The following is a 14,590-nucleotide window of genomic DNA, read 5'->3' as shown; positions in this document are numbered from 1 at the left end:
ATTAAATTTTCTAATTCGGGGGCAAATGTATGATTAATTTGTTAATAACAAAATTATTTTTAATTATTTTTTTCTCATGTAAATAACTATAGGTACTCCTTCAAAATCGTATTCATCGCGTAACTTATTTTCGATAAAACGTTTGTATGAGTCACTTACGTATTGTGGGTGATTACAGAAAAACGCAAATTTTGGACTACGTCCCGGTAATTGCGTAGCGTATTTTATTTTAACAAATTTTCCTTTAATTGGAGGAGGAGGATAAGTTTCTATTTTATCCAAAATGTATTCGTTCAGTTTTGAAGTAGAAATTTTTCTATTTCTATTTTCAGCCACATGTAGTGCAACTTCAACCGCTTTAAAAATACGTTGTTTAGTAACTGCCGAAGTAAATATAATAGGTACATCGCTAAAAGGTTTTAACTTTTCTCTGATTACTTTTTCATATTCAATGGCTGTTTTGGTATCCTTTTCTATTAAATCCCATTTGTTAACCAAAATGATTAAGCCTTTGTTGTTTTTTACGGCTAGGGTCACCAAATTCATGTCTTGCGAGTCCAAGCCAACAGTTGCATCAATAACCAATACAGTTACATCACAATCTTCTAAAGCTTTAATACTACGCATTACGGAGTAAAATTCTAAATCCTCTGAAACTCTGTTTTTTCGTCTAATACCAGCGGTGTCAATTAGCACAAACTCTTTTTCAAATAGCTTGTAATGTGAGTTTATAGAATCTCTGGTTGTCCCGGCTATATCAGTTACAATATTTCTTTCTACACCTAATAAAGCATTGATTAAACTTGATTTACCTACGTTTGGCCTGCCAATAATGGCAATTTTAGGTAAATCTTCTGCTTCTGCATCAACATCTTCATCAGTAAAAGTTAAATGCTTCATGGCTTCATCCAGTAAATCACCTGTTCCGGATCCACTGGCAGATGAAATATTATACATGGCATCAAAGCCTAATGACCAGAACTCCGCGGCATCTAATTGACGGTTGTTGTTATCAACCTTATTTACCACCAATAAAACCGGTTTTTTGCTTTTGCGTAAAATCAGTGATAATTCTGTATCTAAATCAGTTATACCTACTGCTACATCCACCATAAATAAAATAACGTCCGCTTCCTGAACGGCTACTTTTACCTGGTTACGAATGGCAGCTTCAAATACGTCAGCACTATTTGGAACATAGCCTCCCGTATCAATTACATTAAATTCTTTATCTAACCATTCTCCTTTTCCGTAGTGTCTATCACGTGTTACACCACTAAAATCGTCAACAATGGCGTGTCTATTGCCTGTTAATCGGTTAAAAAGTGTTGATTTACCTACGTTTGGTCTTCCTACTATTGCTACTATATTTCCCATTAAGGCCGCAAAGGTAGTTTAATTTTAGTGGTTTTGGTTAAAATTTGTTGATAAGTCATTAGTCTATAGAGATTATATGAGTGATAATGGCTCTTGTAAATAGCTAATCAACTTTGCTTATTGCTTAATAAACGTATTTTCGCACCCATTATGACATCGGACCAATTAAAAAATCTACAAGAAAGAGTGCTTGCACTGAGGAGGTATCTTTGACGTTGCTATTAAATTAGAACAAATTAAAGAAGAAGAAAACCTGACGCACGAACCAGGTTTTTGGGATAATCCTAAAAAAGCCGAAATTATATTAAAGGCTATTAAACAAAAAAAAATATGGACTGATGCTTATGCAGCAACTTATTCAGCCGTTGAAGATTTAGTAGTATTGTATGAATTCTACCAAGCGGATGATGTAAGTGAAGAAGAATTGCAATCAGCTTATATGAATACTTTAAGCCAAGTGGAAGAGCTTGAGTTTAAAAATATGCTTAGTGGCGAAGAAGATCAATTCAATTGTATCATAAACATAAATTCAGGGGCAGGGGGTACAGAAAGCCAAGATTGGGCAGAAATGCTTATGCGTATGTATATAATGTATGCAGATAGAAAAGGGTTTAAAGCAGCAGTTGTTGATGAACAGGCGGGAGATGGAGCAGGTATTAAATCGTGTTCAATTGAAGTAACAGGCGATTTTGCTTATGGCTTTTTAAAAGGGGAGAACGGAGTACACCGATTGGTAAGAATTTCACCTTTTGACAGCAATGCCCGCAGGCATACCAGTTTTGCTTCTGTTTATTGTTATCCAATGATAGATGATACCATTGAAATAGAAATTAAGGACGCTGATATAGAAATTCAAACATCTCGTTCAGGTGGAGCGGGTGGTCAAAATGTAAATAAAGTAGAGACAAAAGTACAACTTACCCATAAACCAACAGGTATTGTTATTGTTTGCCAGGTGGAGCGTTCGCAAAGCGCTAATAAAGAAAGAGCCATGAAAATGTTAAAATCGCAACTCTATGAAATAGAATTGCGTAAACGTAATGAGGCTAAAGATAAGGTAGAAGCGGGTAAACGTAAAATAGAGTGGGGTAGCCAAATCAGAAATTATGTAATGCATCCCTATAAATTAGTAAAAGATTTACGTACCGACACGGAGACAAGCAATGTACAGGCTGTAATGGACGGAGATTTGGATGCTTTTGTAAAGGCCTATCTAATGGAATACTCTGGTAATTAGTTGTTTTGTTCTGAAAATAATTTGCTTTAAAGAAAATTAAAATTATTTGTAAAATAATAGAATTGATTTTCAGTTAATTGTGTTTTTATGGCAGGGTGAAAGCATAAAAAACCTATTCGAATGGTTGTTTTTTTGATTTCAGTTTATACATTTGTATCGGCTACTAACTAATAAAATAGTTTTTCATAGGCTTAAATTTTGTTCAATTAAACCGCTCTTTGGCCAAGAGCGGTTTTTTTATTGCTTAAAATTTTAATACTAAATTTCCCATTAGGTTTGTACCCGCTTGTGGGTAATAATAATTGTAATCTGTTCTTACTCCTGTATTACTAATACCTCCGGGGTACGTAGCACCATTTGATTCATACTTTACATCAAAAATATTGTTTACCTGAAGGCCAAGTCCTATTGATTTGCAAATATTTTTCCATTCGAATCCGTAAGTAAAACGTACATCGTTTAGAAAAAAGGCATTCAATTTTCTATCATCACTTTCTGTATTATCTAAATATTGTTTGCCTACATATTTAGAAATAAAATCAACATCGAAATTCTTGATTACATTATAAGTAAAAATAGAAGAACCAATATAATTGGGAGAGAAAGCAATACTTACATCACTATGTTTAACTTGAATTTGTGGAGCGTTGAAATCATCGCTATTACTCAAGTATTCAGTAAATTCTTTTATTTTATTTTGGCTATAAGTAAATGTAGCCTGCCATTTCAACTTTTCTATTAATTGAATACCTGTTGTAATTTCAATACCTGTGCGGTAGCTATTTGGAACATTTACCCTATTGGCTGCGCCAACATCATTTAACTGGCCTGTATTAATTAATTGGTCCTTATAATCCATATAGTATAAATTGATACTGAAAGCAGATCTCTTCCAATTTTTTCTATAACCAAACTCGTAATTAATTAGCTGCTCAGGGTTGGGTATACTTTTATTGCTTGCTTGAATAATATCGTTGCGAACAGGTTCTTTATTGGCAATTCCAACATATGCATAAACGTTGGCGTTGTTTTCTATTTGATAAGTAAGACCGGCTTTTGGGTTAAAAAAGTTGTAGCTAAGGTTAACATCATAAGGTATGTAAACACCGCTGTTTAAATCTTCTCCTTTTGTTTTGTAGTCAATTTTTCGTTGTTGTAAATCAACAAAACCTTCTAATTGAGTAGTTATTTTATAACTGGCTTTTGCATAAATATTAAAATCTGTTTTGGTTGATTTTCCATCATAAAAATGATCGTTAATATTTCCGCCCATTGCATATTGACTCCATATTAATTCACCATAATGACGCCCGTCATATTGATTTAAGCCACCACCAATTGTGAGGTTTAATTTATTTTTTTCGTATATGAACGAGAACACTGTTCCGTAAAAATCATTTTCCAGCCAACGTCTGCGTATAAAATTGCCTTTGGTTACGGTATCAACTACGTTATTGTTAAGTATGAATAAAGTATCTTTTAGCTTGTAGGTTTTAAATTCTTCCTCTTCTTTAAACTCTTCATAATAACCGCGTCCGTATGTATAATGAACGCCTACATTACCTTTTATATTCTTAGTAAATTGATAAGTATAAAATAGCTGGTAATAATCCTGTTGGTAATTATCAGTTTGATTAGGGTATGTAAAATCATTGTGGGTTCTATTACCTGTTTTAAGAATATCTTCGGAGATACCATTCCAAGCCTGATATGTTTTTTCCTTACCCGAAAACACATTTATTTTTAGAACACTTTTTTCGCCATAACGGGCAGCAGAAACAAAAAAAGATTTTAAGTCAGAACTTGCTCTGTCAATAAAACCATCGCTTGTTATTTTTGATAATCGGGCATCAAAAGCCCATTTGTTTTCCAATAAACCGGTACCCGCTTTTATTGTATGTTTCCAAGTGTTAAATGAACCATAACTATTGGCTATTTCTGTATAGGCTTTTTGATTTAATCCATCTGTTTGAATATTGATACTCGCCCCAAATGCACCTGCACCATTACTTGATGTACCAACGCCTCTTTGCACCTGGATGTTTTGAGAAGACGAAGCTAAATCGGGCATATTTACCCAAAAGGTTCCGTGAGATTCTGCATCATTAATAGGTACTCCATTTACAGTAACATTGGTTCTGCTCGGGTCTGTACCTCTGATGCGAATACCTGTGTAACCTACTCCTGCACCCGCATCGGAACTAACCACTGTTGACGGTGTCAGGTTTAATAAGAAAGGTAAATCTTGACCGAAATTTTGTTTGTCGATTTCTTTTTTGTTAAGATTTGAAAAGGTGATGGGGTTGTTGTTTTGTGCTTTTGTTCCTAAAATAACTACTTCCTGTAAGTCAGATTTGGTTTTTAAGCTGTCTGTTTGTGCGTGGGTTAGCTGACTAAAAAAAATCAGACTACCTGCGGCAATAAATTGTTTTAACATTTGTTGTTGTTGAATAAGATTAAACAAAACCAGTAACGGGGCTGCTAAAGGTTATAAAATTGTTTATCTAACTCTGAGTGAAAAACCCAAGATATGTTTTGTGGCTAGCTAAATAATAAAAACATACCGGTGGTCTATTCCCTTCGCGAGCATTACCTCGATCAGGTTCAGAGGGTGTAATCTCAGGCTATCGGTTAAAATAGCCACCCCTAAAGACATTGCAATATTAAATGATTAGTTGATAGTTGTTAATTGATAGTTGTTAGCTTTTGAATTTAACCTGTATGATTTTAAAGACTATCAAGCAAGGCAGCTAATTGTTTATCTTTATTGGTAACAGTATTACCCGCATCATGTGTGCTTAAATTAACATGAACTTTATTGTAAACATTAATCCATTCCGGATGATGGTCCATTTTTTCAATATGATAAGATGCTTTAACCATCCAAGCCATAGCATCGCCAAAAGTTTTAAAAGTAAAAGTTTTACTTAGTTTATTGTTTTCTTCTATCCAGCTATTCATAAAATTTCTATTAAATAAGTTTATACAAAATGGGTTTACTCGGACTTGCATCACTTTCAAATGAAGCTATTTGAATATTGAGTAAATAAATGTCGTCTGCAATGGTATCATCTACATAAATGAATTCGGTAATAGTAGCCTCTGTTCTGGTATTAAACGGATATTGCCAAAATGCATGGTGCGTGGCCAAAGCACCTTCATCTTCTTCTCTATCAACCGAAGGTAAATCAACCAATAAATGTTTAATGTTTTGTTGTGCTAATAATTCACCTAAGCTTACTTCTAAGTAGGTTGGATTATTACCAGAATAATTTGTTTGTTTCTTATTGTCAAGATTAGGCAGGGTGCGTATAATTAAAGCTTCTGCTAAAGGATTTAATTGTGCTTCGATACTGCTTCTGGTAACAATATAATCGCCATTTGTTACTTGTTGTGGAGTAACTGAAATAACCTGTGCTATGGCGAAGAAATGTTTTAAAGTTTGGTTTATAGTTACCCGTTCTTTGCTAATATGTCCAACACATTCTGTATGCGTTCCATTGCCATGCGCATTTAAGTGAAGGTTTTCGCAATTGCAGGCACCCCCTTCTTGCACTGAACCTATAAAACTACCAACTCTTACGGGTTCAAATAAGGGTTGATTGATATGAAATGCATTTGGATTATTTGCCCCGGAAAATAAAGGAATAGAAATATCCAAGGGTTTTGATAAATCAGCTTGGTATTGTTTCTGTTTGTGTTCAAATTGAATAATCATAGCAACGCAATATACTTGTTAGGTCTTGAATACAAATGTATATAAAAGAAAAGCCTGTCAGATAACTCTGACAGGCTTTTTATAATAGGGTAAAGTAAATTTATTCTACTGTTACAGATTTTGCTAAGTTTCTTGGTTGATCAACATTACACTCTCTTAAAACAGCAATATGGTAGCTAAGTAATTGTAATGGAATAGTAGCTATTAAAGGCAACATAGACTCTTCGCAAGCCGGAATATAAATAACATGGTCGGCCATGTCAGCTACATGTTTATCGCCTTCCGTTGCAATGGCTATTACTTTACCTTTACGGGCTTTTACTTCCTGTATATTGCTTATTACTTTTTCGTAATTGGTATTTTGGGTAGCAATTACTACTACCGGCATTTCCTCATCAATTAATGCAATTGGGCCATGCTTCATTTCTGCAGCAGGGTATCCTTCAGCATGTATGTATGAAATTTCTTTTAGTTTCAATGCGCCCTCTAAAGCAACCGGGAATCCATAACCACGGCCCAGGTATAAGAAGTTTCTTGAATCTTTAAATTCTTTAGCCAGCTCTTTTATAAAATCGTTGGTTTTTAAAACCTTTTCAATTTTTGCAGGAACAGTTTCAATTTCGGCAATCATTTCACGCAAACGCTGGGTAGTAATAGTACCTCTTTTTTGTGCAATAGATAAAGCCATTAAAGTTAATGCTGTTACTTGTGCTGTAAATGCTTTGGTTGAAGCTACACCAATTTCAGGTCCTGCATGAGTATATGCTCCGGCATCTGTTAAACGAGGAATAGATGAGCCTACTACATTACATACACCAAATATGGTAGCACCTTTACTTTTTGCCAACTCTAGTGCTGCTAACGTATCGGCTGTTTCACCACTTTGTGAAATGGCTATAACAAAATCATTTTCGTCAATAATGGGATTTCTATACCTGAATTCTGAAGCATATTCTACTTCAACCGGTATACGGGCAAAATCTTCAAATAAATATTCGCCAACTAAACCGGCATGCCATGAAGTACCGCAGCCTATGATAATAATGCGTTTTAAGTTTTTAAACTTATCTTCAAATTTATCAATTCCGGCCATAGTAATAATACCATCGTTCAAGTGGATTCGGCCACGGTATGAATCAAGAATAGAGCGCGGTTGCTCAAAAATTTCTTTCATCATAAAATGTTCGTAGCCGCCTTTTTCAATACTTTCCAAGTTAATTTCTAACTCGTGTATATAAGGTGTTTTTATAGTGTTGTCAATGGTTTTGATGGTTAAGTCCGTCCCTTTGATTATGGCAATTTCACCATCGTTTAAATACACTACATTGCGGGTGTATTCTACAATAGGAGTTGCATCACTTGCTATAAAATGTTCGCCTTCGCCAATTCCTAAAACCATCGGACTTCCTTTACGGGCTCCGATTAAATAGTTAGGATCTTTTTTACTTAAAATAACTATTGCATAAGCACCAATTACTTGGGTTAAACTCATACGAACAGCTTCTTCAAAACTTACCTCATTGTTTTTATATACCTCTTCTATCAGGTGAATTAAAACTTCGGTATCCGTTTCTGATTTAAATTGATGCCCACGTTTTTCGAGCATTTCTTTTAACGAAGCATAGTTTTCAATAATACCATTGTGAATAATGGCAAACTCGCCATTTCCACTTAAATGTGGATGTGCGTTTATATCGTTAGGAACACCATGGGTTGCCCAACGAGTGTGGCCCATACCTGTATGTGCACTGGTATTTTGATCGCCAATGGAGTTTTCTAAATCGGCAACCTTACCTGTTTTTTTATAAACTTTAAATTCTTTGCTATCGTCTAGTAATGCAACACCAGCACTATCGTAACCGCGGTATTCTAATCTTTTTAGCCCTTTTAATATAATAGGACAAGCCTCTCTATGGCCAATGTAAGCAACTATTCCACACATAATTATAACGAATATATTATAAACTTTCTAATTTCAAAAAATTGTTTGTTTCACTAAAGTCAGCAGCTTTATCAATAGCATTTAATAGCGGTTTAGCTGCCGTTAAAAATGATTCAAACTCTGTAAAGTTTAATGCTTGTTCTCCATCACTTAATGCTTTTTCAGGATTGGGGTGTATTTCTATCATTAAACCATTGGCACCGGCTGCAATGGCTGCTAAGCCCATTTTATTTACAAATGCTGCTTTACCTACACCATGACTAGGGTCGGCAAAAACTGGCAGGTGTGAAAGGGATTGCATTAACGGAATAACGCCAAGGTCAAAAACATTCCTGCTTTGTATATCAAAACTTCTGATACCTCGTTCGCATAAAATAATGTTTTCATTACCTCCACAAAGTAAGTAATCGGCTGCTAAAAGCCACTCAGTAGCTTTGGCACTCATACCACGTTTAAGCATTACGGGTTTATTTATTTTCCCCAATTCGGCAAGCAATGAAAAGTTACTCATATTTCTTGCCCCTACCTGAATAATATCTGTATGGTTATATACTTGCTCCAAGTTACTCAAATCCATTAATTCAGTAACTACTCTTAAATCATATTTGTCGGCTGCTGCCCTTATATGTTTTAAGCCCTCGTTTCCTAAACCTCTGAAACTATAAGGCGAGGTACGAGGCTTAAAAGCTCCGCCACGTATAAACTTTATTTTGTTTTTGTTTAAAAATTGGGCAACATCAAAAATCTGTTCTTCACTTTCTACTGAGCAAGGCCCGGCAATCAAATTTAAATTGTCGCCCCCAATTTCAATACCATTTACTAAAAAGCGTGTTTGCTTTTTGTATTGATTAGATGATAACTGGTAGGGTGTAGAAATATTGATTATATTTTCAATAAAAGAAAAATCGTTAAATAATTCGGTTTGGTTTGCTTGGGGAACAATAAACTGGTTTTTGGCCGCTTGAAAAAAGTACTCTAATCCCAGCCTGTTTAAATGTTTTTGTAGGCTATCAATCTGAGCAGTGCTGCTTTGTTTAGTAAGTTGAATAATCACAATTAATAATGACGTTTGCTTATTTTACAACAGTATAGTTAACGTTAAGTTTTAAATTTTTAGTGTTTAAAACGGCTCTTCTAGCTGATGTTTGAAAAACGGAACCACTGGTACTGTTGGGAACTATAATGTTGAATCCAAAGTGTGAGTTGCCTCCTTTTTTACGTGTTGAGATAATTTTATTTAACTCCCGGGCGATATTGAATCTATATTGGTTATTGTAAATATTTCCTCCAAGATATAAACTGCCTTCTGAAAACATATCTTGTATTAAAATGCTATTTCCTGCAGAGTCGGTACCCAGTAATGTAAGCTGATTAGGCAGCTTAAAAGTATTGTTGTCAAGACCGTTATAAGCATCTATAACAAGCTCTGCTTTTTGTATAGCTAATTGTGTACCCAATGTTGAGGCCAACGAGTCTATAATACTCGGTGGTATAAACACACGTATTTTTGTTCCTGCCATTGCTTGCAGATAGCCGGTATCTTTAGGTGTTCCGTTAAACATAGGTTGGTTAAAGCCTGTGCTGTTGGTTTGGTAATGATTGTATTTCGGATTACTTGTGTAAATAGGGAACTCAGCTCTTAAATTGGTCGTATCGTTTTTATAATAAACCACCATATTGGTATAAATAGAGTTTAAGTTTATATAAGCTATACTTCCCTGATTTGTGGCGAAATTACTTTCATCAACCAACGCAAACCCTTTAAAATTATCGTAAAACGTACTTGAGTTTAAAGTACCTGCATTTTGTAATTTATTTTTAAAATCGTCAGACAGTTTTATTCTTATACAAGGCGGAATAACGGCAGTCGTATTTACGTATGTACTATAAATACTGTCTGTTGGTCTGAATCTATCATTGAACTCACCTACTACTATTGTTGAAGCAGCATAAGGCCTGTTTGAATAGTAGATTGAATCACCTATTAAACGCGAACTTAACTCGTATACTTTAATAGTATGGGGGCTATTGATATCGCCAGCATAGGTAGTATCATTTCCAATTCTTAATTGTAATACTACTGAATCAATTTGCAAGCCTACGCTTCCAAAACTAAATGACGCAGCATTATTTGGAATGGAATAAGATGTTAGAATGGTGGCTTTTGATATACCAAAAACAGGATCGTTGATACTTCCTAACATATATAACGATTGGTTATATGTTGGTAAGGAATCCATTTTAGTGGTATACCCAGTTAGCAAAAAACTTTTATAAGAGGTACCAAAAGTACTGTCGGGGTTAATAAAATCAACTCCTAAAGTATTAGTATCTTTTTTACAAGCAGAGAAGGTGGCTATAATAATAAAGCACCCAATGAAAATAAGATTTTTGATAGCGCTGTTTAGTTTAATTTTGCCTTTCAAGTAAATTCTCATATAGTTGGTCATAAGCTTCGCCATAAGCACCTTCAACATGATTTAACATTAATTTACCTTTTTGTTTTTTAATAAATTTAGCTACTTCAGCATTTATTTCGTCACTGGCGGTTACTACTGCATCAGCATGAGTAATACCTGTTATATATAAAGCAGTGCTATCAGAGTTAACTAATGAGGCAACTTGTTTGGTATCAATTTCGTTTAATCCGGCTTTACGGGCAAAATCTTTACCTAAATTTTCTTCAAATTGATTTTCGAAAACAGAATAAACAACTTTAGCATTTCTAAATACAGGTTCGTCTTTGTAAATAGTTTTTAGGTAAAGCGGAATTAAACTGGTCATCCAGCCTTGGCAGTGAATAATGTCGGGCTGCCAGCCTAATTTTTTTACTGTTTCAAGTGCACCTTTACAGAAAAAAATGGTACGCTCGTCATTGTCATCAAAAAATACGTTTTTATCGTTGGTATAAACAAATTTACGGTGGAAATAGTCTTCGTTGTCTAAGAAATAAACTTGCATTTTAGCTTCTTGTAACGAAGCAACTTTAATGGTAAGTGGATTATCGTTATCGTCAATAGTTATATTGATACCTGATAAACGAACAACTTCGTGTAATTTGTTGCGTCTTTCGTTTATGCAGCCAAAACGAGGCATAAGCACGCGGATTTCATTGTTTTTTTCTTGAATTGCTTGTGGCAATCTTCTTGCTAATTCACCAACATTGGTTACTTGCAAGTAAGGGGTCATTTCTGACGAGATAAAAAGAACTTTTTTCTTAGACATACTAAATAACTTTCTTTTTAAAAAAGTAGGCAAATTTACGATAATGTTAATATATTGTTTAATATTGACCACAAAAAAGTTCGTAAAAATAAACAAACGGCTGTAAATCAAACTAAAGTGATTGTATTTAAAACTGTTCAGGCGGTACAAAACTATGTAAATGAGCAAAAAGCGAAGGGATTAAGTATAGGATTTGTACCTACAATGGGTGCTTTGCATGCCGGACATATATCATTAATTAATAAAAGTGTACAAGAAACAGATATATGTATTTGTAGCATTTTTGTAAACCCTACTCAATTTAACAATATTACTGATTTAGAAAAATATCCGAAAACGGCAGATGCGGATATTAAACTATTGCTGGAGGCTGGTTGCCATGTTCTTTTTATGCCTCCTGTAGATGAAATGTATCCTGATGGCTTGCTAAAAAACACAGAAGATTTTGGCCTAATTACTACCGTTTTGGAAGGGGAGAAAAGACCCGGCCATTTTGATGGGGTAAAAACCATTGTGGCTAAGTTGTTTGATATTGTTAAACCTGATAAAACATTTTTCGGACAAAAGGATTACCAGCAGGTAATGGTTGTGGGTGAGCTTATTAAAAGGCATTATTCAACCATTCAGTTATGTATTGAGCCAACTGTTAGGCATGAAGACGGCCTAGCTATGAGTAGTAGAAATGTACGCTTGAATAAAATACAACGGGAAGAAGCAACGGCTATTTCAAAGGCCCTATTTTATATACAGGAAAACTGGGGTTTGCATACCATTGAACAATTGGTGCAAAATGCACTTATTATTATTGGTGCCAATAAAAGCCTTCAAGTAGAGTATTTTAACATTTATAATAGTGAAACACTTGAGTTATTAAGTGGTAATAGTTCAGCCCATTTAAAGGCAGTTATATTGGCTGCTGTGTTTTGTGGAGAAGTAAGGTTAATTGATAATTGGGTAATTAAGCCTTAATTTTGTGAATAAACTGGAAGTCACTTTCCTTATTTTCGTACCTATTATTTTAATGTAAATGAAAAAAATTACCCATTATATTATTGCTTTTGTTGTTACCATTTTTGTTTCGTGTGGAAATGAAGCACCCAAAGAACAAGCAAAAACAGTTGAATCACCTCAAATTTACGGACATTGGTTATTAGAGTCAGTATTAAACCATGTATATAAAACAAAAAACATTCATGGTTTTGATCAGTTTTTATGTAGTGAAATTATTATTGATAAAAATGCGGATAGTATTATACTGGTAAATGGTGATGTAGAGTTTTGGAAATCAGGATTTGATAGTATTTCTTTAACGGAAGTAGCGGTTGAAGGTTTATCACACATGCCTCACAGTAATTTATTTGTAAGCAAGGACGATAAATTATTTTACTATGACTCAGCGGCTAAAAAAACTTTTACTTATGTAAGGGCCATTAATAACCCCATAGTAAAAGTAAATAGTGATTTACCGGCTTTAAAATATGCTATTAATAAACACCTTTTTGAAGGGGAGTTTACCGATTTAGCTAATAATTATGGGGTAAAGTTTACTGCCATGAACGAAATAAATGGTATTGATGGTTATCAAAGTTACCAAACGTTTATCAATAACGATAAGGCTTCTATGAGTGAAAATGATTTGATGGAAATAAGTAATATTACAACCAAAGAATCGAAATTACTGATTTGGGAAGCGAAAGGCGATACCATTCAATTATATGAAGCCATGAATACAGAATGTAAAACATGTAAGCCTTTTTACGAAAAAGGAAAACAATGGAAAACTTTTCTACGTAAAGTAGAGTCGTAAACTATGATTGAGGAAACACACAATCCCTGGCAAACCAAAAGCATTACCACTGCTTATGAAAATAACTGGATAGAGGTGCAGCACCACGAAGTGATCAATCCGAGTGGCAATGATGGTATATACGGAAAAGTACATTTTAAAAATTTAGCCATTGGTGTTATTCCTTTGGATGAAAATAACAATACCTGGATAGTTGGCCAATATAGATACCCTTTAAATATTTACAGTTGGGAAATACCCGAAGGTGGCGGCATTATTGGCGTAGAACCTATTGAAAGTGCCAAGCGTGAGCTGTTGGAAGAATGCGGTTTGGTGGCTGAGCATTGGACAGAGTTATTGCGTATGCATTTAAGTAATTCTGTGAGCGATGAATTGGCAATTATTTATGTAGCAAAGGGTTTGGTGCAAAAAGAGGCGGAACCGGAAGATACGGAGCAATTGCAAATAAAAAAATTACCATTTAAAGAGGTGTATCAAATGGTAATGAATGGCACTATTACGGATAGTATGAGTGTGGCAGCTATTATGAAGCTGGCTTTACTGCAAAAAGAAGAATTGTTATAGTGCTAAATTGAGCATGTAGTCATCGCAGATACGCTCACCTAATGTAAATTTACGGGTATCAAAGGTTACAAAGCCTTCTTTGGCGTAAAACTGCAAAGCTTTTTCGTTTTCCTGCCATACGCCTAAAAACAGGTTTTTATAATTATGCTCTTTGCAAAAATTAATGGTGTGCTGTAATAATTGGTGTGCTATACCTTGTCGTTGAAACGACTGCTTTACATATATTTTTTCTAACTCGGCACAAGAACCATTTAGTTTTGGGTTGAATTGATTGAGTAATAGTTTAACATATCCTGCTTCACCGTCTTGCGTGTAAGCTAAAAAATAAATGACATTGGTATTGTTTAGGTTCTCTTGTATTTTATCAATGGTGTACGTATTTTCAATATACAACTGCATATCGTGTTCCGTGTTCTCATCCTTGTATGATTCGTAAAATGTACTTGCGCCTAATTCAGCTAAAACAGCCCTATGTTTTAAGGTACAGTTTACAATTTTTATATCCATTACGGTCATTCGTTTATTTTTATGCAAATAATCAAATCAAAAACTAATATCAAAATAGGTTATGCTAATGTGTTATTGCCAATAGTCCAATAAAATTGAACAATCAAAAATACCAATGTTTGTGTAAATATTATATAGTCAGGTAAATAGTGTTTATTTTTGGTTTGAATGCCTACTCAATTAATTGCAAAGGGACTTCGTTTTTTAGCGCCC

At 34.5% G+C, this 14,590-nt stretch carries 13 protein-coding genes and 1 riboswitch; of the genes, 4 read left to right on the top strand and 9 right to left on the bottom strand.

What is annotated here, in order from left to right; genetic code table 11:
* Nucleotides 1-63: 63 nt before the first annotated feature.
* Nucleotides 64-1,377 (bottom strand): ribosome biogenesis GTPase Der, encoded by a 1,314-nt coding sequence (gene der / locus V4538_06070; GenBank protein ID MES2380585.1) that lies wholly within the window; start codon nucleotides 1,375-1,377, stop codon nucleotides 64-66.
* A 150-nt stretch (nucleotides 1,378-1,527) separates the two neighbouring features.
* Between der and prfB the strand changes: the two genes are divergently transcribed.
* Nucleotides 1,528-2,614 (top strand): peptide chain release factor 2 gene (gene prfB / locus V4538_06065; protein ID MES2380584.1). Its coding sequence is split into 2 segments (ribosomal slippage): nucleotides 1,528-1,587 and nucleotides 1,589-2,614, totalling 1,086 coding nucleotides; the frame shifts between segments, so codons are not numbered across the junction.
* 244 nt (nucleotides 2,615-2,858) lie between these two features.
* Here prfB and V4538_06060 read toward each other — a convergent pair.
* From V4538_06060 to V4538_06030, 7 genes are all read right to left on the bottom strand, one after another.
* A complete protein-coding gene (locus V4538_06060) occupies nucleotides 2,859-5,051 on the bottom strand; it encodes a TonB-dependent receptor (protein MES2380583.1) in 2,193 nt (730 codons plus the stop codon).
* A 121-nt stretch (nucleotides 5,052-5,172) separates the two neighbouring features.
* Nucleotides 5,173-5,272, bottom strand: a riboswitch (TPP riboswitch).
* Between the two features lie 69 nt (nucleotides 5,273-5,341).
* Nucleotides 5,342-5,575: a 4a-hydroxytetrahydrobiopterin dehydratase gene (locus V4538_06055; GenBank protein ID MES2380582.1), complete on the bottom strand. Its 234-nt coding sequence runs from the start codon at nucleotides 5,573-5,575 to the stop codon at nucleotides 5,342-5,344.
* A gap of 10 nt (nucleotides 5,576-5,585) precedes the next feature.
* On the bottom strand, nucleotides 5,586-6,332 hold the full coding sequence (locus tag V4538_06050; protein ID MES2380581.1) for a cyclase family protein: 747 nt from the start codon (nucleotides 6,330-6,332) through the stop codon (nucleotides 5,586-5,588).
* Between the two features lie 100 nt (nucleotides 6,333-6,432).
* Complete coding sequence (gene glmS, locus V4538_06045; protein ID MES2380580.1) at nucleotides 6,433-8,274, bottom strand: glutamine--fructose-6-phosphate transaminase (isomerizing); 1,842 nt, start codon at nucleotides 8,272-8,274, stop codon at nucleotides 6,433-6,435.
* Between the two features lie 16 nt (nucleotides 8,275-8,290).
* On the bottom strand, nucleotides 8,291-9,328 hold the full coding sequence (aroF, locus tag V4538_06040) for a 3-deoxy-7-phosphoheptulonate synthase (GenBank protein MES2380579.1): 1,038 nt from the start codon (nucleotides 9,326-9,328) through the stop codon (nucleotides 8,291-8,293).
* A 19-nt stretch (nucleotides 9,329-9,347) separates the two neighbouring features.
* On the bottom strand, nucleotides 9,348-10,712 hold the full coding sequence (locus tag V4538_06035; protein MES2380578.1) for a DUF4270 family protein: 1,365 nt from the start codon (nucleotides 10,710-10,712) through the stop codon (nucleotides 9,348-9,350).
* Entirely contained in the window at nucleotides 10,684-11,499 is an 816-nt protein-coding gene (locus V4538_06030) for a glycogen/starch synthase (protein MES2380577.1), read from the bottom strand. Before V4538_06030 ends, V4538_06035 begins: the two co-directional genes overlap by 29 nt.
* Before the next feature lie 117 nt (nucleotides 11,500-11,616).
* Between V4538_06030 and panC the strand changes: the two genes are divergently transcribed.
* From panC to V4538_06015, 3 genes are read left to right on the top strand one after another with little or no spacing between them, the layout of a single operon-like run.
* Nucleotides 11,617-12,468 carry a pantoate--beta-alanine ligase gene (panC, locus tag V4538_06025; GenBank protein ID MES2380576.1) on the top strand — a complete coding sequence of 284 codons (852 nt, stop codon included), beginning with the start codon at nucleotides 11,617-11,619 and terminating at the stop codon, nucleotides 12,466-12,468.
* A 58-nt stretch (nucleotides 12,469-12,526) separates the two neighbouring features.
* On the top strand, nucleotides 12,527-13,306 hold the full coding sequence (locus tag V4538_06020) for a hypothetical protein (protein ID MES2380575.1): 780 nt from the start codon (nucleotides 12,527-12,529) through the stop codon (nucleotides 13,304-13,306).
* A gap of 3 nt (nucleotides 13,307-13,309) precedes the next feature.
* Nucleotides 13,310-13,870, top strand: a complete 561-nt coding sequence (locus V4538_06015; GenBank protein MES2380574.1) for an NUDIX hydrolase — start codon at nucleotides 13,310-13,312, stop codon at nucleotides 13,868-13,870.
* Here the strand turns inward: V4538_06015 and V4538_06010 are convergent.
* Entirely contained in the window at nucleotides 13,865-14,377 is a 513-nt protein-coding gene (locus tag V4538_06010) for a GNAT family N-acetyltransferase (protein ID MES2380573.1), read from the bottom strand. The two genes, V4538_06015 and V4538_06010, sit on opposite strands and share 6 nt — an antisense overlap.
* Nucleotides 14,378-14,590: the final 213 nt, after the last annotated feature.

The sequence above is a fragment of the Bacteroidota bacterium genome (genome assembly GCA_040388375.1).
In the GTDB taxonomy this organism is placed as follows: domain Bacteria; phylum Bacteroidota; class Bacteroidia; order UKL13-3; family UKL13-3; genus JAAFJM01.
The sequence above is the reverse complement of the archived record's forward strand: the minus strand, read 5'-3'. Positions and strand labels throughout refer to the sequence as shown.

Excerpts from the sequence above, each read along its gene's own strand:
- glmS (MES2380580.1), bottom strand. The coding sequence starts at position 8,274 with ATGTGTGGAATAGTTGCTTACATTGGCCATAGAGAGGCTTGTCCTATT.
- V4538_06015 (MES2380574.1), top strand. The coding sequence starts at position 13,310 with ATGATTGAGGAAACACACAATCCCTGGCAAACCAAAAGCATTACCACT.
- V4538_06010 (MES2380573.1), bottom strand. The coding sequence starts at position 14,377 with ATGGATATAAAAATTGTAAACTGTACCTTAAAACATAGGGCTGTTTTA.
- der (MES2380585.1), bottom strand. The coding sequence starts at position 1,377 with ATGGGAAATATAGTAGCAATAGTAGGAAGACCAAACGTAGGTAAATCA.
- V4538_06030 (MES2380577.1), bottom strand. The coding sequence starts at position 11,499 with ATGTCTAAGAAAAAAGTTCTTTTTATCTCGTCAGAAATGACCCCTTAC.
- V4538_06020 (MES2380575.1), top strand. The coding sequence starts at position 12,527 with ATGAAAAAAATTACCCATTATATTATTGCTTTTGTTGTTACCATTTTT.
- V4538_06050 (MES2380581.1), bottom strand. The coding sequence starts at position 6,332 with ATGATTATTCAATTTGAACACAAACAGAAACAATACCAAGCTGATTTA.
- V4538_06060 (MES2380583.1), bottom strand. The coding sequence starts at position 5,051 with ATGTTAAAACAATTTATTGCCGCAGGTAGTCTGATTTTTTTTAGTCAG.
- V4538_06055 (MES2380582.1), bottom strand. The coding sequence starts at position 5,575 with ATGAATAGCTGGATAGAAGAAAACAATAAACTAAGTAAAACTTTTACT.
- V4538_06035 (MES2380578.1), bottom strand. The coding sequence starts at position 10,712 with ATGAGAATTTACTTGAAAGGCAAAATTAAACTAAACAGCGCTATCAAA.